The sequence below is a fragment of the Odoribacter sp. N15.MGS-14 genome, from assembly GCF_000980245.1.
GTDB classification, from domain to species: Bacteria; Bacteroidota; Bacteroidia; order Bacteroidales; family Marinifilaceae; genus Odoribacter; species Odoribacter splanchnicus.
The window spans coordinates 44,264-66,572 of the sequence record NZ_LARE01000012.1; the positions used below are offsets into that span (position 1 = coordinate 44,264).

General features: G+C 44.4%; 17 protein-coding genes and 1 pseudogene. 16 read left to right on the forward strand and 2 right to left on the reverse strand.

Going from position 1 to position 22,309, the window contains the following annotated elements:
• Positions 1-164: 164 nt before the first annotated feature.
• The 12 genes and pseudogenes from WS34_RS15850 to nspC all read left to right on the forward strand — a co-directional run.
• Positions 165-287, forward strand: a pseudogene (locus WS34_RS15850) (hypothetical protein); the annotation flags it as partial.
• A 167-nt stretch (positions 288-454) separates the two neighbouring features.
• A complete protein-coding gene (locus WS34_RS04565; RefSeq protein ID WP_013611875.1) occupies positions 455-1,315 on the forward strand; it encodes a peptidoglycan DD-metalloendopeptidase family protein in 861 nt (286 codons plus the stop codon).
• Between the two features lie 53 nt (positions 1,316-1,368).
• Positions 1,369-2,535 carry a 1-deoxy-D-xylulose-5-phosphate reductoisomerase gene (locus WS34_RS04570; RefSeq protein ID WP_013611874.1) on the forward strand — a complete coding sequence of 389 codons (1,167 nt, stop codon included), beginning with the start codon at positions 1,369-1,371 and terminating at the stop codon, positions 2,533-2,535.
• A gap of 52 nt (positions 2,536-2,587) precedes the next feature.
• Positions 2,588-3,934, forward strand: a complete 1,347-nt coding sequence (gene rseP, locus WS34_RS04575) for an RIP metalloprotease RseP (protein ID WP_022159480.1) — start codon at positions 2,588-2,590, stop codon at positions 3,932-3,934.
• Entirely contained in the window at positions 3,934-4,305 is a 372-nt protein-coding gene (locus tag WS34_RS04580) for a carboxymuconolactone decarboxylase family protein (RefSeq protein ID WP_013611872.1), read from the forward strand. Before rseP ends, WS34_RS04580 begins: the two co-directional genes overlap by 1 nt.
• Positions 4,306-4,522: 217 nt before the next feature.
• Entirely contained in the window at positions 4,523-5,527 is a 1,005-nt protein-coding gene (locus WS34_RS04585; protein WP_286693628.1) for an endonuclease/exonuclease/phosphatase family protein, read from the forward strand.
• 122 nt (positions 5,528-5,649) lie between these two features.
• Positions 5,650-6,576, forward strand: coding sequence for a magnesium transporter CorA family protein (locus WS34_RS04590; protein ID WP_022159478.1), 927 nt, complete (start codon positions 5,650-5,652; stop codon positions 6,574-6,576).
• A 309-nt stretch (positions 6,577-6,885) separates the two neighbouring features.
• Positions 6,886-7,956, forward strand: coding sequence for an efflux RND transporter periplasmic adaptor subunit (locus WS34_RS04595; protein ID WP_046403408.1), 1,071 nt, complete (start codon positions 6,886-6,888; stop codon positions 7,954-7,956).
• Positions 7,957-8,177: 221 nt separating this feature from the next.
• On the forward strand, positions 8,178-11,231 hold the full coding sequence (locus WS34_RS04600; RefSeq protein ID WP_046403410.1) for an efflux RND transporter permease subunit: 3,054 nt from the start codon (positions 8,178-8,180) through the stop codon (positions 11,229-11,231).
• Positions 11,232-11,251: 20 nt separating this feature from the next.
• Positions 11,252-12,556, forward strand: coding sequence for a TolC family protein (locus WS34_RS04605; protein WP_286693629.1), 1,305 nt, complete (start codon positions 11,252-11,254; stop codon positions 12,554-12,556).
• Between the two features lie 642 nt (positions 12,557-13,198).
• Positions 13,199-14,389, forward strand: a complete 1,191-nt coding sequence (locus WS34_RS04615) for a saccharopine dehydrogenase family protein (RefSeq protein WP_013611866.1) — start codon at positions 13,199-13,201, stop codon at positions 14,387-14,389.
• On the forward strand, positions 14,386-15,549 hold the full coding sequence (nspC, locus tag WS34_RS04620; protein WP_022159473.1) for a carboxynorspermidine decarboxylase: 1,164 nt from the start codon (positions 14,386-14,388) through the stop codon (positions 15,547-15,549). Before WS34_RS04615 ends, nspC begins: the two co-directional genes overlap by 4 nt.
• A gap of 256 nt (positions 15,550-15,805) precedes the next feature.
• Here the strand turns inward: nspC and WS34_RS04625 are convergent, their stop codons facing one another.
• A complete protein-coding gene (locus WS34_RS04625; RefSeq protein ID WP_022159472.1) occupies positions 15,806-16,867 on the reverse strand; it encodes an RluA family pseudouridine synthase in 1,062 nt (353 codons plus the stop codon).
• Positions 16,868-16,891: 24 nt separating this feature from the next.
• A complete protein-coding gene (locus WS34_RS04630) occupies positions 16,892-17,695 on the reverse strand; it encodes a PASTA domain-containing protein (RefSeq protein WP_046403415.1) in 804 nt (267 codons plus the stop codon).
• A gap of 124 nt (positions 17,696-17,819) precedes the next feature.
• On the opposite strand from WS34_RS04630, the gene WS34_RS04635 reads away from it, so the two are divergent.
• The 4 genes from WS34_RS04635 to WS34_RS04650 all read left to right on the forward strand — a co-directional run bounded on the left by WS34_RS04635 (position 17,820) and on the right by WS34_RS04650 (position 22,055).
• Positions 17,820-19,616: a LysM peptidoglycan-binding domain-containing protein gene (locus tag WS34_RS04635; RefSeq protein WP_013611862.1), complete on the forward strand. Its 1,797-nt coding sequence runs from the start codon at positions 17,820-17,822 to the stop codon at positions 19,614-19,616.
• Between the two features lie 56 nt (positions 19,617-19,672).
• Positions 19,673-19,975: a thioredoxin gene (gene trxA / locus WS34_RS04640; RefSeq protein ID WP_022159470.1), complete on the forward strand. Its 303-nt coding sequence runs from the start codon at positions 19,673-19,675 to the stop codon at positions 19,973-19,975.
• Positions 19,976-20,197: 222 nt separating this feature from the next.
• Positions 20,198-20,803 carry a GNAT family N-acetyltransferase gene (locus WS34_RS04645; RefSeq protein WP_228026167.1) on the forward strand — a complete coding sequence of 202 codons (606 nt, stop codon included), beginning with the start codon at positions 20,198-20,200 and terminating at the stop codon, positions 20,801-20,803.
• Positions 20,804-21,065: 262 nt separating this feature from the next.
• On the forward strand, positions 21,066-22,055 hold the full coding sequence (locus tag WS34_RS04650; protein ID WP_013611859.1) for a FimB/Mfa2 family fimbrial subunit: 990 nt from the start codon (positions 21,066-21,068) through the stop codon (positions 22,053-22,055).
• Positions 22,056-22,309: the final 254 nt, after the last annotated feature.

Consider the following 22,309-nt stretch of genomic DNA (forward strand, 5'->3'; position numbering starts at 1 on the left):
ATTAGAAATAGTGTATCGAAGAATAGTTGCATAGCCATATTCTTCGATACTATAATCAATTATTAATGTAAAAATATAAAAGAAAAAAGAAAGAAGCCAAAATCATCAGTATTAATTGGTACTTTTTTCTTTCTTTGATATAATAATACCATTCTTCGGGTAATTTTCTTTATCAAATTGGAAAGAATGGAAAAGGGCCGGGGGAATATGTCAACTTGCAATCTTCTGTTCAAATAAAAAAAATTCTTCTTTTGATATTATCGATCTCAATGGAGCCAAATATTTAAATTACTCTCCCGATAATGGAGTGAATATAGAACAACCTCTCCCTGTCAGAGTAGAAGGTTATCCTGAAGTGTGGCTTAACGATACATTGCTTTTGATGAGTTATAAACGATCAGTCATTGCGACATTGATTTTTTTGTTGTAATTTTGGAAGCTAAAAAATCGGGGCATGGCTAAAGAAAAAGTAAGACTTTGGGATCGTCTGAAATATAAATATAAACTTTCTGTCATTAACGAGACTTCTTATGAGGAGGTGTTCAATTTCAGATTGTCCCAGTTGCATGTATTGACTGCATTGAGTGTGCTGGCGGTAATTTTGGTCGTTCTGACCATTTTATTGATAGCTTTCACCGACTTGCGGGAATTTATTCCTGGCTATCCGGATGGAAATATGCGGCAGATGATCGCCCAAAATGCGCTCCGGGTAGATTCGCTGGAGAATGAATTGCTGAAGAGAGACCGCTTTTTCAAATCCATCCGGTTGGTTTTGAATGGGGGAGATACCACTTCCCTCGAACGTTCGCGGGAGGATACGGCGCGCTACCGGAACGATACCATCCGATTTCAGATCAGCGAACAGGAAAATGAATTCCGGGCTGCTATCGAAGAGCGTGAACGCTTTAATCTATCGCTGGGAATGAAAGAACAAAACCACGATTATTATCATTTTTTTCCGCCTGTGGAAGGAATTGTAACCCAAAGCTTCGATGAGAAGAAACGGCATTACGGCACTGATATTGTGGCGAAAGCCAATGCTAAGGTGGCTGCGGTATTGGATGGGGTCGTGATTTTTACCGATTGGACGGTGAAGACCGGATATGTGATCCAGGTGCAACATACCAACGACCTGATTTCTGTATACAAACACAATTCTATCCTATTGAAAAAACAGGGAGATTATGTCAGGGCCGGAGAGGTCCTGGGGGTAGTGGGAAATACCGGAGAGGAGTCCAGCGGCCCCCATTTGCATTTTGAATTGTGGCGGGCAGGTAATCCGCTCAACCCGGAGAATTTTATTAAGTTTAAATAAAGAATCAATAACCGGAAGTTGTTTCGGCAATTTCGGTTTGGAAGAATGAATATATGAGAAAGATTGCGATATTAGGTTCGACAGGATCGATCGGAACACAGACGCTGGAAGTGGTGGAAGCCAATCCCGAACGGTTCAGTGTTGAAGTGCTGACAGCCAATAATCATGTTGATTTATTGATCGAACAGGCATTGAAATTCCACCCGGATAGTGTGGTGATTGCCAATGAGGAGAAATATCCGCTTCTGCGCGATGCCTTACAACATGAAGATATAAAAGTATTTGCCGGAGCCGATGCGCTTGCCCAGATCGTGACTTTTGCAGACGTCGATCTGGTGGTGACAGCTTTAGTCGGATACAGCGGTTTAATCCCGACGGTAAATGCCATTAAAGCCGGAAAAAATATTGCTTTGGCTAACAAAGAGACTCTGGTCGTAGCCGGAGAATTGGTCAACGAATCGGTCGCAGAACATCGGGTAGCTATTCTGCCTGTCGATTCGGAACATTCTGCCATCTTCCAGTGTTTGGCCGGAGAGAGCCGGAGTAAAGCCGAAAAACTGATTTTGACCGCTTCCGGAGGTCCTTTCCGGGGAAAAGACCGGGCTTTTTTGGAAAAGGTGACTCCTGCCGATGCTTTGAAACACCCTAACTGGCATATGGGTGCTAAGGTGACGATCGATTCGGCTTCTATGATGAACAAAGGGTTTGAAGTGATCGAAGCCAAATGGTTGTTCGGCATGAAACCCGAACAAATCGAAGTGGTGGTGCATCCCCAATCTATCGTTCATTCGATGGTGCAGTTTACGGATGGCTGCGTGAAAGCCCAGCTCGGAGTGCCGGATATGCGGCTGCCGATTCAGTATGCCCTGACTTTCCCCGAACGGACTACAGCTGATTTCGGACGTTTGGATTTCAAGGTATGTCATTCCCTGACTTTCGAACAGCCTGACGAGAAAACCTTTCGTAACCTTGGATTGGCTTACGAGGCTATGCGGCAAGGCGGAAACATGCCCTGTATCCTGAATGCGGCCAATGAAGTCGCTGTGGCTGCCTTCCTGCAAGGGCGCCTGTCTTTCACCGGTATGTCCGATCTGATCGAAAAAACAATGCAACAAGTAGATTTCCTGAAGAAACCGACTTTGGAGGATTATATGGAAACCGATCGCCTGACCCGTGAAATCGCCAGGAAAAATGTATCCCCCAAAATACCTCCTCTATAGCTTTCTAGCTTATAGTCTTTTAACTTTAATCTTTTACTTTTTACCTCATATCATGGATATTTTTATAAAAATAGTACAATTTGTCTTGAGTCTTTCTATCCTGGTTTTGTTCCACGAATTCGGACACTTTTTGTTTGCGAAGTTGTTTAAGACCCGGGTAGAAAAGTTTTATATGTTTTTTAATCCCTGGTTCTCTTTATTTAAATTTAAAAAGGGAGAGACCGAGTATGGAGTCGGTTGGTTGCCGTTGGGTGGATATGTGAAGATCGCTGGAATGATCGATGAATCGATGGATACCGAGCAGATGAAACAACCGGCTCAGCCTTGGGAATTCCGGGCTAAACCGGCCTGGCAACGCTTGCTGATTATGTTGGGCGGGGTATTGGTGAACGTCTTACTGGCTTTTGTCATTTATATCGGCATCCTATTCACCTGGGGGGAGACCTATCTTCCTGCAAAAAACGTCACTTACGGAGTGGTATGCGACAGCGTCTTCAAAAATATCGGAATGCGAAACGGTGATATTATCGTTGCTCTCGACAATAAAGAAGTGGTCCGTTTTGACGATGTGCTTCCCGAAATATTGTTCAATCGTTCCAAGACTATTCAGGTATTGCGCAATGGAGAGCAAGTTTCTTTGGATATTCCGGATGACTTTATTGCTACGCTGTTGGAATTATCGTCCAAGAGTTTCAAGCTGAATCCGCTGCTTACTCCCCGTATCCCGGTCGATGGAATCGAGATACAGGACTTCGGGGATTATTCTGTGGCTTATGATGCAGGTATGCGAAAAGGGGATAAGATTCTGTCTGTCAACGGACATACTTTTCGTTTCTACGATGAATTTTCGGATTTGCTCGCCGCCAATAAAGGAAAGCGGGTGGAAACGACCGTATTGCGGGGAGCGGATACATTATCTTATGCTTTTGCTTTGGGGGAAGACGGAAAATTCGGTTTTTATCCTTTGCTGACTGCCAATGCCTATGAATTGGCGACTCAGAAATATACACTGGCAGAAGCGATTCCTGCCGGAATCGAGATGGGGATCGGACAACTCGGCTCTTATGTGAAACAGCTGAAATTACTCTTTTCTCAGGGAGATACCGCTTATAAGTCGGTCGGTGGGATGGCTTCGATCGCCAACATTTTCCCGGGGTATTGGAATTGGCATTCTTTCTGGGAACTGACCGCTTTGATCTCGATCATGCTGGCCGTCGTGAATATTCTGCCTATACCGGCTTTGGACGGAGGACATGTCTTGTTCCTGTTGTATGAAGTGGTTACCCGTCGTAAACCGGGAGAGAAATTTATGGAGTATGCTCAGATTACAGGCATGATTTTTATCTTCGGCTTGTTTATTCTGGCTAATGTAAATGATATAATTAAATTTTTCGGGTAATGAAAGATCAGATTGAAGAATTCAGAGCTTACCGGGCTAAAATGAACGAGAGGATTCTGGCAGCCGATAATAAAGTGATCAAAAGAATCTACAATATCGATACCAATACTTATATGGAAGGGGCACTCTCCTCCAAGGTAAAGGAGATGTTGGGACTGGCCACTTCCATGGTTTTGAGATGTGACGATTGCATCAAGTATCATTTGGAAAAATGTTATGAACAAGGGGTGACTACTCCCGAATTGTTCGAAGTTTTTGCTGTGGCCGACGTGGTGGGGGGGACTATCGTTATCCCTCATTTGAGAAGAGCTGTCGAATATTGGGAGCTGTTGCAGGCTCAAACCGGCCCGGAGGTCGAAAACGAAAAATAAAGCATGAGGTATAACGGTTCTTCCTTTTCGATGAGAACGGAAAGCTGATAGAACGTCTGTATTATTATCTGGACTGCCGGCGGGGAAGTATGATTCTGGATTATATCGGTTCGGATTTGTATAAAGATATGGTGTGGAGTGATTATGTCAGGATGAGGTCGAAAGAATGCCTGTGATCGGGTTGGTTGATAAAGCTCATTTCAAAATTCAGACAAAGATGAAATTATTGGGTATATTATTCTTGCTTTGTGTGCTGACGATGCCTGTTTTGGCACAGGATCATTGCCGGATTATGTTTTATAATGTAGAGAATTTATTCGATACCGCCGATGATCCCTCGACTGCCGACGACGAGTTCACTCCCCGGGGAAAGAAACATTGGACGAAGGCTAAATATACGGATAAATTATTGAAAATCGCAGAAGTGATCGATAGCGTGGGAGATAAAGAACTGCCTTGTATCATCGGTTTGGCGGAAGTGGAAAATCGCTGGGTATTGGAAGATTTAACGCAGAAAACGGCTTTGGCCGACGGGAATTATGGAATTGTTCATCAGGATTCTCCCGACCGCCGGGGTATCGATGTCGCTTTGCTTTACCGGAAAGACTGTTTCGAACTTTTAGAAACCGATTTCTTGCGCTTGTCATTTCCCGAGGATACCACCATCCGTACCCGGGATATTTTGTATGCTTCCGGGGTGTTGGATTCGGATACCCTTCATTTTTTTGTCTGTCATTTCCCTTCGATGATCGGTGGTGAGAAGCAAAGCGAGTGGCGCCGAGAAAGGGCAGCTTCGACGGTACGGCATAAAGTCGATTCATTATTGGCTGTTCAGGCCCGCGCCGGTATTGTAATCATGGGCGATCTGAACGGGAAAGCAAATACCCCCGCACAAAAGGTGTTGGGTACCAAAAGTTCCGATAAAAAACCGAGGTGCAAAGATTTATATAATACAGGCTATTATTTATTGAAAAAGAATTACGGTAGCTACCGTTACAAAGGCAACTGGCAGACCATCGACCACCTGATTCTTTCGGGAGCTTTACTGGATGGGCACTCTGTCTGGAAAGCCGATCGGCGGCTTACTGTTTTTTCAGCTTCTTTTCTACTGGAAGAAGATAAAACTTATTTCGGATACAAACCTTGTCCTACTTACCGGGGACCGCGTTATGTCGGTGGATATAGCGATCATTTACCGATATATATCGATTTGAAAAAATGATTTCTTTTTCTATTTTTGCCGCGCAAAATTCATAACAATAGATATGGACGATTATCATCAAAAGTATTAATCTGAACAAAGGTTTTCTCAGGCCTTTGTTCGTAACGAATGGAGGGTTTTATATGAGAAAATTTTTATGTTGCAGGGATAATTTTGCCGAAAAGCAGGCCTGGCAAAAATACTGTTGGGTGAATATCGAAATGCCGACCGAGGAAGATACGCTCTACCTTACTCGTGATTTGAAGATTCCTTCTGCATTTTTATCCGATATCCGGGATGTCGACGAACGTCCCCGTATCGAAACGGAAGATGGCTGGACCTTGATGATTCTGCGCATTCCCTACCGGGATGAGGGAAACGATATACCCTATATCACCGTTCCTTTGGGAATCATCATGAAAGCCGATTATTTCGTGACGATCTGTCACCACGCAACGGATATGCTGCCCGATTTTATCCGGTATATGCAGCGTAAGAAATTGCCGATCGATGGGAGTTGGGATCTGTTGTTCAGATTGTTTTTGTCTTCCTCCGTGTGGTATCTCAAATATTTGAAACAGATCAATAACCAAAGCCGGGCCGTTGAAAAAGAACTGGAAAGATCGATTCAGAATGCCGAATTGCAACGGTTGCTGAAAATCGAAAAATCATTGGTGTTTTTTATTACCTCTTTGAGAGGAAATGACAACCTGCTGGTGAAATTAAAGAATTTAAAAAGCCAACGGGAGTTTTTCGATCCCGATCTGGTAGAAGATGTGGAGATCGAACTGCGGCAGGCTCAGGACACCGCCCGAATCTATAGTGATATCCTGAGCGGTACGATGGATGCCTTTGCTTCGGTTATTTCCAACAATCTGAACGTAATCATGAAGCGTATGACCGCTATTTCCCTGCTTTTGATGATCCCGACATTGATTGCCAGCTTATATGGTATGAATGTACACAATGGATTGGAAGACAGCCATTATGGATTGTTTGTCATCGCTATTATATCGGTTGCTTTTTCTATATTGAGTTATTGGATGTTCAGGAGAAAGAGTTGGCTTTAACAAAGTGTTAACATTTTTAGGGATAAACTCCCGGAGGTTTTGTTTGTCTAAACCTCAAAACAGTTATTTTTATTGAAAAAAGAACTGAAAAAGGTGGCTTACAATTTTTAGATCGTTTAGCAAGTTCGTAAAGTCTGTCAGGTTTGTAAAAGTTCTGAATCCTGCGGGCATTTTTTTACGGCTGTGTGAGGCCGACCGGAATCTCCGGTTTCGTTAAAAAGGTGCACATAGACTTTATGGACTTTTAGCGATGAAGGAGCAACTTTATGAACTTTATAAACTAAAAAGGGTTGGTTTATTGGATGAAATATGAATAAATACGTAAAAAGATCATTACAGATCGGGATTCCGCTGGCTTTGGCAGCTTGGATTATAATCCCCCGGATGGGTGGAAATGGGGTGCAATCACAACAAAATGCACCAGGTAACAAGGGGAAAGGTAGACTTCCGGTAACGGGGATTATTGCTAAGAATTCCGTTGTGGCTGCCGGATTTCCGGTGAATGGTTCTTTGTTGGCAAACGAAGAGGTCGATTTGGTAGCAGAGATCGTGGGAAAAGTCAGAAAGATTTACTTTCAGGAAGGGGTGGCCGTTAAAAAGGGACAGCTGCTATTAAAAGTAGACGATGCCGATTTGCAGGCTCAGTTGACCCGGGCGGAGTTTCAGAAAAAATTACTGGCCGAGAAGCTCGAACGGCAACGGATTCTTTTGAAGCGCGAATCGATCAGCCGTGAAGCCTTCGATCAGTTACAAACCGATTATAATATGCTCGAAGCGGATATCGAACTGCTGAAAGTGAAAATCAGCCGTACCGAAATCCGGGCTCCGTTCGACGGGGTAATGGGGTTCCGGTATGTCAGTGAAGGTAGTTATGTGCAGCCCAGCTCACAAATTGCCCGGATCGTAGACAACTCTACCCTGAAATATGAGTTCAATATTCCGGAGAAATATGCCGATAATAATTTGAAAGGGCAGGAAGTATTTTTTAAAGTGACCGGAAATGATAAACTCTATTCGGCCAAGGTTTATGCTGTAGATCCTTTTATCGACGTGAAAACCCGTATGATTCTTCTACGGGCTCGTTTCCGGAATACAAACGGGGAGTTGATGCCCGGTATGTTTGCAAAAGGAAACCTGGTGGTGGGTGGAAAATCTGAATTCATTGCCGTACCGACAGAAGCCGTCGTGCCCGAAATGGACGGAAAAAGAATGTGGATCGTGAAAAATGGAAAAGCCTTAAGTGTACCTGTCGAAACAGAAAGCCGCGATGAGAAAAATGTAGAGGTGACTTCCGGTATCAGCGTCGGAGATACCGTACTCACCGGTGGGTTGATGCAACTCAGAGATGGGATGGCGGTGGAGGTGAAGATAAAAAGGTAAAAGGTTAGAGGTAGGGGAGAAGGTTTAAAGTTAAAAAGGAGGAGGGATGCTGAGATTTGACAATTTAGTGATTCGATGATGTAATAATGAATAACTTAATAAACTCACAAACTCAGCAACTTAGTAACTCTATTAACTTAGTAACTCAGTAACTCAGTAACTCTATAAACTCAGCAACTCAGTAACTCTATAAACTCAGTAACTCAGCAACTCTATAACAAATGAGCTTATCGTCAACATGTATAAAGCGACCGGTATTTGCAACGGTGATGAACATCATTATGATGTTGGTTGGTTGTATCGGTCTGGTATTTTTGGGGGTACGTGACTATCCCAGTGTCGATCCGCCTATTATTTCGGTATCGACCAGTTTTCCAGGTGCTAATGCCGATGTAATCGAGACGCAGATTACCGAGCCTTTGGAGTCGGCTATCAACGGAATCCCGGGGATTCGTTCGTTGACCAGCCAGAGTAGGGACGGACGGAGTAATATAACGGTAGAGTTCGAGTTGGAGGTCGACCTGGAGACGGCTGCTAACGATGTCCGGGATAAAGTTTCCGGAGCGATGCGCCGTTTGCCGAAAGACGTGGATCCTCCGACCGTGAGTAAGGCGGATGCCGATGCTCAGCCGATCTTTGCGGTTTCATTGCGGAGTGACCAGCGGTCATTGATCGACCTGAGTATGTATGCCGATCAGTACTATAAGGAACGCTTGCAGACGATCTCAGGAGTGAGTAGTGTCTCCATCTGGGGAGAAAAAAGATATTCCGTACGGATGCGGATGGATCCGTCTTTGCTGGCTGCTTATGGAATCACTCCTATGGATGTGAGGGACGCTGTGACTCAGGAAAATGTGGAATTACCTTCCGGACGGATCGAGGGAGAAAATACCGAACTGACTATCCGTACCCTGGGACGACTGATGACGATCGAGGATTTTAATAATCTGGTCATTAAAGAGGAGGGCGATAAAGTCATTCGTTTCCGGGATATCGGTATTGCAGAAGTAGATGCCGAAGATACCCGTTCGATTATGAAGCGGAATGGGGTGCCGATGGTGGCTTGTGCCATCATTCCTCAGCCGGGAGCCAATTATATCGATATTGTCGACCGGGCGTATGAAGTGATGGCCGATTTGCAAAAAGACTTGCCTGATGACGTCGAAGCCGGAATTGCTTTCGATAATACGGTCTTTATCCGCAATTCGATCAATGAAGTGAAAGACACGATCGTGGAGGCTTTTATTCTGGTAGTGTTGATTATCTTCCTGTTTTTACGGAATTGGCGGACGACATTGATTCCCGTATTGGCTATCCCCATCTCTTTGGTCGGTGCTTTTTTTGTGATGTATCTGGCCGGATTTACCATAAATATTCTGACCTTGCTGGCGATTGTGCTGGCGATCGGTCTGGTTGTCGACGATGCGATTGTGGTGATGGAGAATATCTATACGAAGATCGAACAGGGAATGTCTCCGCTCGAAGCCGGTTTCAAGGGGTCGAATGAGATCTTCTTTGCAGTTATCGCTACCACTATAGCCTTGGTGGCTGTGTTTTTCCCGATTGTCTTTTTGCAGGGGACGACCGGGCGGTTGTTCCGGGAATTCAGTATCGTGATTACCGGGGCGGTCATTATTTCTTCATTTGTCGCACTGACTTTTACCCCGATGATTTCCACCAAGTTGCTTACCCGCAATGTCACCGATAACTGGTTTTACCGTACGACAGAACCTTTCTTCGACGGTATGGTCAACTACTACCGCCGGGCATTGGAAGGTTTTATGAAATACCGGTGGATCGCTCCTTTGATACTGATCGGTTCGGGCGTGGTGATCTGGTTATTGTGGCAGGCTATTCCTTCGGAAATGGCTCCCCTCGAAGACCGTTCGAATATCCGGATCACCTCTACGGCTCCGGAAGGCGTTACGTTCGAGTATATGAGCCGATATGCCGATGAGTTGAGTAGTTATATCGAACAAGAGGTCCCTGAACAGGAAAAGATAATCGAAATGATCGGTGGGGGAAATACCAATCGTTCCAACTTGAACCTTTGGTTGGTAGATCCCGAAGAACGGGGACGTACCCAACAGGAGATTGCCGATGAATTGGGAGTACAGGTACGTAATTTCACCGGAGCCCGGACGATGGTTTCACAACAGCAGACTTTTGGCGGACGTCGCGGAGGCTTGCCGGTAGAATACGTTATTCAGGCCAAGAACCTCGACGACCTGAAACGGGTATTGCCCCGCTTTATGGACGAAGTGAATAAAAGTCCGGTATTCTCGGTGGCCGATTTGAACCTTAAATTTACCAAACCCGAATTGACCATCAATATCGACCGGGATAAAGCTGCCGTATTGGGCGTTTCTATGCAGAATATCGCACAGACTTTGCAGCTGACCATGAGTGAACAGCGGGTCGGTTATTTCATCCTGAACGGGAAGCAATATCAGATATTGAGTCAGATCGACCGCGAAAACCGGAATAAACCCTCTGATTTACAGAATATCTATGTACGGAATAATAATGGTGAATTGATTGCATTGGACAATCTGGTGACGACTTCCGAGAGTTCTATGCCTCCGCAATTGTATCGCTACGACCGTTTTGTGGCCGCTACGGTTTCGGCTGGATTGGCTAAACGAAAAACGATATCAGAGGGATTGGCTGAAATGGACCGGATTGCTGCCGATGTGTTAGACGATAATTTTAAGACGACACTTTCCGGTAGTTCGAAGGATTTTGTGGAAAGTTCGTCCAGTCTGATGTTTGCTTTTGTATTGGCATTGATATTCATTTACCTGGTTTTATCGGCTCAGTTCGAGAGTTTCCGGGATCCCCTGATCATCATGTTTACTGTGCCTTTGGCGTTGATCGGGGCGATGGTGTCCTTGTGGTATTTCGATCAGACTATGAATATTTTCAGCCAGATCGGTGTAATCATGTTGATCGGGCTGGTGTCGAAGAACGGTATTCTGATTGTAGAGTTTGCCAACCAGCGGAAAGCGATGGGTGAACCGATGCTGATAGCTGTGAAAAATGCTGCAGTCGCTCGTTTCCGGCCGATTCTGATGACGAGTTTGTCGACGGTTTTGGGTATTCTCCCGATGGCTATTGCTACCGGTGCCGGTGCTGAAAGCCGGGTGGCTATGGGGATCGCCGTTGTCGGTGGGATGGTATGTGCTACTTTCTTGTCCTTGTTCGTGATTCCGGCGATTTATTCTTATCTGTCGACAGAAAAGGTGAACGTGATCGGGGAAGAGCATAAAGAGTAAAGAATTTTTTGATTATGATTATGGGAAAATATAGTTTACTATTCTTCATCGTTTGTTTTTTATTTTTTATTCCAGGGTTTTCTTCTGCCCAGGTTAAAATTACATTGGATAGTTGTATCGCCCGGGCGTTGGAATCGAATTATTCGATCAAAATTATCCGCAATCAACAACGGCAGGCTGAAAATAACCTGAATTACGGGCCTTTTCTTCCGACTATCGGTATCGATGCTGCCCAGAAACAATCGATTACCGATAGTAAAGTGGTCTCCGACGGAGAAGACAGAAGGGCCGATAATTCCCGTTCGGATGCTTTGAGTGCCGGAGTTTCTCTCAACTGGCGTTTGTTCGACGGTATGGAAATGTTTATGACTCACAATCGTTATGCCGAAATGCTGGCGATCGGCGAACTGAACACCAAGGCAGCTGTCGAGAACCTGATCGTCGAAGTAAGTTCTTATTATTACGATGTTGTACGTCAGCACAGTAAGCTCGAAGCTGCACGGCATTCTTTGGAGTTGTCGAGTGCCCGTTATGCCGAGGCCCGTGATAAATATGTGATCGGAGTATTGTCGGGTTTGGAGGCCCAACAGGCAAAGCTCGATTTAAATGCCGACAGTTCGAATTATATGAAAGAAAAAGAATTGTTGAAAAGTGCTTATATTTCACTGAATACTATCATGAATACCGATCTGCAAAAACATATGTACGTAGATGATTCTATCCGGCTGCATATGCCTTTGCAATATCAGGATTTGTTGACCGATCTGTTGCAATACAATACGACCCTGCAAATCGGACGCCGGGACCGGAAAGTCTCTGAATTGAACATGAAGATCGCCCGGGCCGCTTTGTTCCCTAAATTGGATTTCGATGCCGGATATAACTACAACCGCACCAAATCTCCGGCCTCGGTCACTTCCCTCAACCGTTCGAACGGTCCGTATTGGGGTTTTTCCTTGAGTGTGGATATTTTTAACCGATTGGAAAACCGGAGGAAGATCAGAAATGCGAAATTGGATATGGAAAATGCCGCCCTTTCTTATCAGGAAGCGGAACAGCAGGTAAAAGCCGATTTGGCACAGCTCTACAATACCTACGAGAATAACCTGCAGATCGTAAGCTTTGAGGAAGAAAGCGAACGGGTTGCTTTCGATAACCTCGATGCGGCACTCGAAAAGTATAAATTGGGAACCTTGCCGGGAATCGAATTCAGGGAATTTCAGCGCAGTTATATCGATGCCGTCGACCGTAAAGTTTCTGCCCTCTATCAGGCAAAAATCTCCGAACTGACCTTATTGCTCATTAGCGGAAAAATATTGAAGTGATTCCGTCATGGTATAGAATATAAATTTGTTTTCATTTTTTATTTGTGCTCAAATCAATCAATAATTAAAAAAGTGAAAAACAAATTATTCCTGTATTGGGGATAGGTAGGTGTTTACATATCGACTTTTCAACTAAAAAGTCGAATGGTCTGATTTTTAAAAATATTGAAGCATTAGCTACTATAGAGACAGATGGTATACACAATTTTCAAATAGGAGAAAAACAAATTGCCACTGGCCGGAAATATTCTACGACAGAACCGGGATGGACCTGGGATGTTGGACTTCAGGTTGGGTTGTTTCATGGGAAAGTCTCTAAAGGACAGCCTAGTTCATACACGGAGGAGTCGAGTTCGGAGATAGTCAAGATAAAATGTTGTCGGGTCCAGGGCCCGGAAAAAGAATGTTGGTATGAGGAGTGTTAGTTTGGCCTATTTGTCCGGTTGTTTGGTTATTCTTCTCATCCTGATGTTATCAGTGAGGAGGGGGTCGAATTAAAAAAAATAAAGGGTATACAGTCCATTCCGGAGATCATCCTATTTTATTGCTGTTTTACTTGAATGACTTGGAATGAAAAATGTTTTTTGGATCAAAAAATATTGTATCTTTGCTCAACTAGTAATAACTTAAAAAAAATTGTCCATGTGTCGAGTTTTAATTATCGGTGCCGGAGGCGTTGGTACCGTTGTTGCGCATAAAGTTGCAAAGAATAAGGTTTTTACCGATATTATGCTGGCCAGCCGCACCAAATCGAAATGCGACGAGATTGCTGCAGCCGTAGGGGGTAATCGTATTCAGACCGCTCAGGTGGATGCAGATCATGTTGAGGAATTGACCGGACTTATGCGTTCATTCAAGCCGGATATTGTGATTAATGTTGCTCTTCCTTATCAGGACCTGACGATTATGGAAGCTTGTCTGGAAGCCGGAGTGAACTATTTGGATACGGCTAATTACGAGCCTAAAGATGAAGCACATTTCGAATATAGCTGGCAATGGGCATACCATGAACGCTTTAAAGAAAAAGGATTGACCGCTATTTTGGGATGTGGATTCGATCCGGGCGTATCGGCGATCTTTACCGCTTATGCTGCCAAACATCACTTCGATGAAATTCAATATCTGGATATCGTAGATTGTAATGCCGGAAATCACGGAATGGCTTTTGCTACCAACTTCAATCCGGAAATCAATATTCGGGAGATCACCCAAAACGGACGTTTTTATGAAAACGGACAATGGGTCAAGACAGGACCGCTCGAAATTCATAAGACCTTGACTTATCCGAATATCGGGGAAAGAGAGTCTTATCTGTTGTACCATGAGGAACTGGAATCTCTGGTCAAGAATTTTCCGACCATCAAACGGGCTCGTTTCTGGATGACCTTCGGACAGGAATACCTGACCCATTTGCGGGTGATTCAGAATATCGGTATGGCTCGTATCGACGAGGTGGAATTCAACGGAGTGAAGATCGTACCTTTGCAATTCCTGAAAGCCGTATTGCCCGATCCGAAATCCTTAGGCCACAACTATCATGGCGAGACTTCGATCGGTTGCCGCATTAAAGGGCTCAAAGACGGCAAAGAACATACTTATTATATTTATAACAATTGTGACCACGAAGCTGCTTTCAAAGAAACCGGTACACAGGCTGTCAGCTACACCACCGGTGTTCCGGCTGCCCTGGGAGCCGCGATGTTTGCAAAAGGACTTTGGAAAGGCGCAGGAGTGTATAATGTGGAACAATTCGATCCGGATCCATTCCTGGCAGAATTAGGAGAACAAGGATTGCCTTGGGTTGAAAAATTCGATATCGACCTGGAAGTATGATCGATAAGGATACGATTCTGAGCAACTGGGATTTATCCACTGTCCCCTCTCCTTGCTATGTATTGCATGAAACTTTGCTGGCAGACAACCTGAGGGTGATCGACAAGGTGAGGAAGGCTACCGGAGCAGAGATTATCGTAGCTTTGAAGGCCAACGCTATGTGGAGTATTTTTCCGGAACTCAGCAGACATTCGGATGGAGCCACTGCCAGTTCGCTGGCGGAGGCTCGTCTTGTTTTTGAAGAATATGGCGCTCCGGCTCATACTTATGCTCCGGTGTATACTGAAGGAGAGATCGACGAGATATTGAATTGCAGCAACCACATCACTTTTAATTCGTTGGGACAATACGAGCGTTTCGGACGGCGGGCCCATCGGGCAGGTGTCTCTTGTGGGCTGCGGGTAAACCCGGAATTTTCTACTGTTGAAACCGATTTATACAATCCGGCCAGTCCCACTTCCCGTCTGGGCATATTGGCTACCGACCTGACTCATTTACCGGAAGGAATCGATGGTTTACATTTTCATTCGTTGTGTGAATCCCGTCCGGATGATTTGAGAGGTACGCTGGCTGCTGTCGAAGAACGATTCGGCCGGTTTTTCCCGCAAATCAAATGGTTGAATATGGGGGGAGGACATTTGATGACTCATAAAGATTACGATGAGGAGGAACTGATTCATATCTTGTGTGATTTTCGTTCGCGTTATCCGCATTTACGGATCATTCTCGAGCCGGGTAGTGCATTTACCTGGGATACCGGTTGTCTGGTGGCCACTGTCGAAGATAAAGTCAGTAACGGAGGTGTCGATACTTTGATGTTGAATGTTTCTTTTGCCTGTCACATGCCCGATTGTCTCGAAATGCCCTATAAGCCGGCTATTTTAGGCACTCATGAACCTGCCGAAGGGGAAAAGCGTTGGCGGATGGGAGGAAACAGTTGTCTGGCCGGTGATTACTATGGAGATTGGGCTTTTGACGGGGGACGTGAGCCCCGGGTCGGAGATCGTATCGTTTTTCGCGATATGATTCATTATACGATGGTCAAAACGACCATGTTCAACGGGGTCACCCATCCTTCCATCGGAATTTGGAATCCTGAGACCGGTTTTCGTCTGGTCCGTAAATTCGGTTACGAAGATTATAAAAACCGGATGTCTTGACAGAAAAATTTTTGCCGAAGAGGTTGCCTGAAAGTTTAAATCTCACTTTTGTGGAACTTAAATTCCGGAAAGACTTATTGTGAGGTAGGGTTTATTTTTGCTAGTGTCGGCTGATGCGGTGAAATGGTTGTCATATTGTTACATTATGTAGAGAAAGAGGGCGGGAGTATGGCCTGACGGGAAATGCCTGGTGATTGGTTGCCCGAACGATTTGTTTGAGAAAAAGTGGGATGGAAGAACCGTCCCGGAATCCCTGTTATTCTTCCCGGGATTGGATATATGCCCGCCATTTTTGTATCAGTTGCTGCATATCGTCCGGGATTTCCGAGTCGAACGACAGGCGTTCACCTGTGGTGGGATGTTCGAATCCCAAGGTTTTCGCATGCAGTGCCTGTCGGGGACAAATTTCGAAGCAGTTGTTGACAAACTGTTTGTACCTGGCAAAGGTGGTACCTTTCAGAATTTCATTTCCCCCGTATTCTTTATCGTTGAAAAGCGGGTGTTTGATATATTTGAAATGAGCACGGATCTGATGGGTTCGGCCGGTTTCCAAAATACATTCAACTACGTTCACATAGCCCAGGCGTTCCAATACCCGGTAATGCGTTACGGCGTGTTTGCCATGACTGCCGTCCGGAAAACAGGCCATGACTTTGCGGTTGGTCAGGTTGCGCCCGATATGTCCGGTGATCGTTCCGGTTTCGTCTTCCAGGTTACCCCAACAAACGGCTACATACTTCCGGTCGGAAGTCTTGTTGAAAAATTGTAATCCCAGATGGGTTTTGGCCTTTTCGGTTTTGGCGATGACCAATAATCCCGACGTGTCCTTATCGATCCGGTGGACTAATCCGGGACGCGGATCGTTATTGTCTTTAAAAAGCGGATTACCTTTCAGGTGCCAGGCCAGAGCGTTCACCAAAGTGCCCGTATAATGCCCGTAGGAGGGATGTACTACCATCCCGGCGGGTTTATTGACTACCATCAGGTCGTCGTCTTCGTAAACGATGTTCAGGGGGATATTTTCCGGTATGATCTCGATTTCCCGACGGGGATAGGCCATGACGACCGATACGATATCTTTGGGTTTTACCTTATAACTCGATTTGACAGCCTTCCCGTTTACCAGAATATTTCCGGCATCGGCAGCTTCCTGAATTTTTGTGCGGGAAGCATTCGGCAGACGTGACATCAGAAATTTATCCACCCGGAGCAGATTCTGGCCATTATCCGCTTCGATCCGGTGGTGTTCGTACATTTCGGATGCTTGTCCTTCCTCTTCTTCTTCCAATAATTCTTCCTCTTCTTCAAATTCGGGCATAGGATGCTGTTTTAGTTCACGTTTTTATTCGGTAACCATCAAGGAGTCGAGTGCTGCAATTTTATCTTTTTGTAGGGTGATATGCAGGTTGACATAAGTACCTCCTTCGACTGTCGTCTCGCCCAAAGGATCCTGTTCGTAGATGACAGCCAAGTAGGCATCGTTTTTACTCTTTATACTGGCATCCGGGAGTACTTCGCCGAGATTCAGGTAAGATTTACGAAGGATATCCAGGGCTTCCTGCAGATTTTTCCCGGTCAGTTGCGGGAGAACGACTGTATTCCTTCCATTTCCACTTCCTAACACGATATCGATAAGGGCTCCTTTGGTCAATAAGCTCCCTGGAACGATATTTTCTCCGTCATGTTTAAGATCCAATACCAGATTATGAAATTCAGACGGGGCATATTCGATATGACCGATTTTGAATCCCCGGCTGGTCAGGGTTTGCAGTGTCTGCCGGTAAGCAGCATTCTGCAGGTTCGGGAAAACCACTTTTTCAGGGTTATGGGCATTGATGATCAGATGGATCAGACGGTTTTCTTTAACGTGTGCTCCGGCTACCGGTGATTGTTCGAGCACGACTCCCGGTTTGGCCGCATCGTCATACAGGGAGTCGGTCACCACAACAGTTAAATGAGCATGCCGGGCTACCGCGTGTGCTTCCTCCACTGTCAAATCGTTAAAGGCAGGAACCGGAATAAATTGTCCGTGTTGGGTATAACTCTCCAGATGGGATAGAACAAAATAACCTATCACACAAACGAGAAGAATGGCTGCTAACAGATTCAGCAGGTAAAAGGTGAGTCTTGCCGGAAATTTTTTCATCGGTTACAATTTGGTTTATGGCCTTTGTTGTGAAAGCCTGGGTTCATCAACTTGCAAAAATAGCGCAGATTTTTAAATTATCTACTATTTTTTCTAAATTTGCTGCTTATTAATAGGAATAGCTATGCTAAAATTATTATTTCTGTTTTTGCTTTTATGGTCTTGCGGTCAGGTAATCGGGCAAGGGACTGCGGTAACAAAGTCCAACGATATCGTTGTGATTCGGGGAAAGAGTTATTATTTGCATACCGTGCAACCCGGTCAGACTTTGTATTCGATATGTAAGGCATACGGAGCGAACATCGACGAGGTAAAGAGTTTAAATGATAAGAAAGATAATGCGTTGAGTTTATACGAGGTATTGAAAGTGCCTTATACCGATCCTTTTGTGCAACAGGACGACAAATTTTATTATCACAAAGTGGTTAAAGGAGAGACTTTCTATTCCATCGCCCGGCTTTATAAGATAAAACCGAAACGTTTATTGAAATTCAATGAAGGATATGCCCAGAATCAACCCCTGGCGGTAGGAGCTGTGGTGAAGTTGCCTTTGGCTGAAATCGATCTTTCTGTATTGGGTGAAGAAGAAATCGAAGCTTCGGTGGGAAAAAAGCAGGAGATTCGCCCTGAGCGTCCGGTTCGAAACGAGAGCGTGAAAAAAGTGGAAGAAGCGTCCGTGACCGATATCCTGCAAAATGCCCTGATGCAAAAAAACGAAAAAACGGAACAAGAACCGGAAAAAGAGACTACGACTGTTATCGGGGCTACCGATAAAATGGAGATTCCGGATTATATCTCCGAAGTAGTGATGCCTGTCGATCCTTTTGTGAAGGTGGCTTTACTGCTCCCTTTTTCTGCAAAAGATTATCCTGTATTTGTCGATACGCTGGTGGAAAAAATGCCGGTACAGATTTCTGCCCGCTCCGAGCAATTTATTTCTTTTTATGAAGGGGTATTGCTGGCGGTGGACAGCTTGAAAAATCAAGGATACAAAGTTAACCTGAAGGTTTTCGATACCGAACGGAGTGCAGAGAAAATGTATACTATGGTCGATGAAATCGACCGGTTTCATCCCGACCTGATCATCGGTCCGGTATATGGCTCGGTGTATAAGGCCTTAATGGATGATTTAACGAATAAAAATATCCCGGTCATTTATCCCTTATCTTCCCGAAGTGAAGAATTTGGCGTGTATCCTGATTTTATCCAGGTCAACCCTTCTATGAAAGCACTGACTGTTGCGATGAGTGATTGGTTGCGCGAAGAAGCGGAAGAAGCGAATCTGGTTTGTCTGAATCTGACAGGGAACGAGGTCAGTCATTCAGACCTGGAAGATATTCGCTTGTTTAAGGAGTATATGCATCGGATCGGCAGTATGAATTTTTATGATTGGAATACTTCGGCAGTTCCGTTGGATGGATTGCGTTTGCAATTGTTGCCCGACCGGGAAAATATAATCATTCTGCCTACTACGAAAGAAGCTGAAGTCAGTAAGATATTACCGGTATTATCGGCTTTAACGGATGGTTATCGGATTACCGTCGTCGGCTTCCCGGAATGGCAGGCCTTTACTTCGGTAGATCATGAGACTTATTTCAAACTGAATACGAAGATCTTTACCTATAGTTATGTGGACAATACCACGGAGCCTGCCAAACGGTTTGCCTTAAAATACCGGAAATATTTTTATACCGAACCGAATAATCTGGCCTATAAGGCTTTCGATATGAGTCTTTATTTTATTGAATTGGCGGCAAAATACCGGGACCGGACACTGGATGCACTTGAATTTTATCCGCGTAACGGTGATTTTTCGCGTTTTTATTTTCAAAAGATGGAAGGTCAAGCCGGTAAAGAAAATCAGGGTTTTTATATCGTCAATTTTGGATCCGACTACCGATTGAAAATAGAGTCCCTATAAGCGTAACTTGTCAGCATGATCTGCGATATAAATAAGCAGACCTAAAGCATAAAGTTATGGCAAAATTCGAAGACATCATTCAGGGAAATACCCTTGTGTTCGTAGATTTTTTCGCTACCTGGTGCGGACCTTGTAAAATGATGCATCCCGTATTGGAAGGCCTGAAAAAGCAGTTGGGGGAGCGGGTGAAAATTGTGAAAATAGATATCGATTCCCCGGTCAACAGGCAGTTGGTAAATTCCTATCAGGTACAGGCGGTACCGACATTGATGTTATTCAAAGCAGGTAAAATGGTTTGGCGGCAGAGTGGGGCGATGCAAGCAACACAAATTCGTCAAGTGATTGAAAAATACCTTTGATTATCAGTGTTTTATATTTCATCTGTTCGTGATCATCCAAATCGCGAATGTATAAAATTATTTGAATATCCGGTTTTCGGAATGTCAGAAATATCTTTCGTCGGATGAATTTTTTTTGAGGAAAAATAGTTACACCCGATGAAATATCTCTGTATGTTTGTGGCGTTTAAAATTAAAACAAACAAATCTGAAAAAGGAGAGATTCGAAAGAATCTGACAACTATGAAAACAGGTAAAACCGAGTTGCCCCGATCGACGAGTGGGGCAGATGAGTTCTTTATTTTACAGGGAAAAAAACAGGGAGTGCGGATCGAGGGAGAAGGGTATGTCATCCGGGAATTCAGTTACTCCGATTGTGAATCCTTGGCAGAAAATGCCGATAACAACAAAATCTGGAATAACTTAATGGATAATTTTCCGCATCCCTATACCAAACAGGATGCATTCGATTACATCAGTATGGTAAAAGCTATGCCGGGCAAACCGATGCGTTTTGCTATCGAGGTTGAAGGAAAAGCGGTGGGAAGTATCGGATTCGGATCCGAAGGAGATGTAGAAAGAGTGACTGCCGAGGTGGGATATTGGATCGGGGAAAAATATTGGGGGCATGGCATTATGAGTAAAGTGTTGGAGGATATCACCGAATATGCTTTTCAAAATTTTCATTACGAAAAATTGTACACGATTGTATTCAGTACGAATCCCGCTTCTATGCATGTATCGCAAAAAGCGGGGTATCGACAGGAAGCTGTTTTGCATCATGCTGCAGTCAAGAATGGTCATTTGGTCGATTTTTATTATTTCTGTAAGATGCGTGAGCACGGGTAAGTTTTATATCCCTTTTTTATCCCTGACTTGATTAGAAGCCAGCTGACAGGCAACATATTCTCCGATATAAACAGCAGGAACAAACGAAGTAAAAGTTTCTCCGGTAAGACCGGTGTAAGGTATACCCTGTTCTGTAATGAAAAGCCGATAAGGTAACTCCCGGCGGTTACCGATCTGATAAAAATTGTGAAAACAAAATACAGGAAAATCGAAACTTTTCAGGAAGCAGGGAAGTATACTCTTAAAATTAAAAATGAATAGAATGAGAGGAGTATATTTATTCGGGGGATTACTACTTTTAATAATTTTGCAGGCCTGTCGCGAAGATGACAGTTACAAACCCTACCCTCCTGCGAAGGATTCGACCGGAAATATCGCAGTGGCTTTGGCGGGACGTGTCGGAACGGTGGTCGGAGAAAACTTGACTACTTACGTAAAATCGTTGAATCTTTTTCTTTTTCGGGAAAATACAACCGGTGATTATGTACTGTACCGGAATATGTTGTTGGATAAATCCCAACTGGAAGCATTGACAGAAAATACTATGAGTACTCAACCTGGTTTTACTGTACCCCGGGAGTTTGTTTTTGATTCTGTACCGCTGGCAAACTATAAAATCGTGGGAGTAGGGAATGTACAGGATTCCTTAGGCAATGCCTTGCCGAATGTTTCTTTACAGGGAGTGACCGCAGGAAGTACTTTAAATCAGGTACTGGTAGTGGTAAGGTCAGGAGAAGAAGCTTCCCGGTTGTTTTGGGGAAGTTCCGATGTGGTTCAGGTGGGAGCTACTTCCGAAACGAATCTGCCGGTATTGTCTCTTTACCGTAAGGTCGCTATGTTTGCTCTTACTTTAGAGAAAATACCCAGTGTTGTCGACCGGATCGATATGGATATTGAAATGGTAAATAGTTCTTTTAATATGAACGGGACCTTTCCGGGGAGGACAGGGAGTTATGTTTTTGTCTCTAATCAGTATCGGCAACAAGTAAAAGACAGCATTACTTTGACGTATGTGACGCTGCCGACCGTTGCGGGAGACAGCTCGACTTTTCTGACTACTTTTTATCTGGTAAACGGTCCTAAACAACCTATAACTTTACCTAAATATGTGCTGAAACCAAATACCATTACCAAGGTGACGGCTACTATCGACCCGGATCAGCCGGGAAATATCTGGAAAGTGAATGTGAATTCCCTGATCGATGTCGATGTCGAATGGAATGTGGATCAGGAACCACCGATTACGATTTAAATGCCAGATGATAAATGGTGGAGGGAGTGTCAGAGGAAGAGGGGGACGAAATTAAATGCTAAGATGAAACATCGTTAATTGGTAAATGAAGATCGGGTGGTATTATACGGTTGGGGTCTGGATGATAATTGTATTCAGTTTGGGCAGTTGTCAGGAGGAGCAGGTTGTCGAAGTAAGATCGGAGGAATTTTCCCTGCCTGTGACACTGGAAGTAGATGGGTATGCCCACATGGATAGTGCACAGGTTTTCTTTT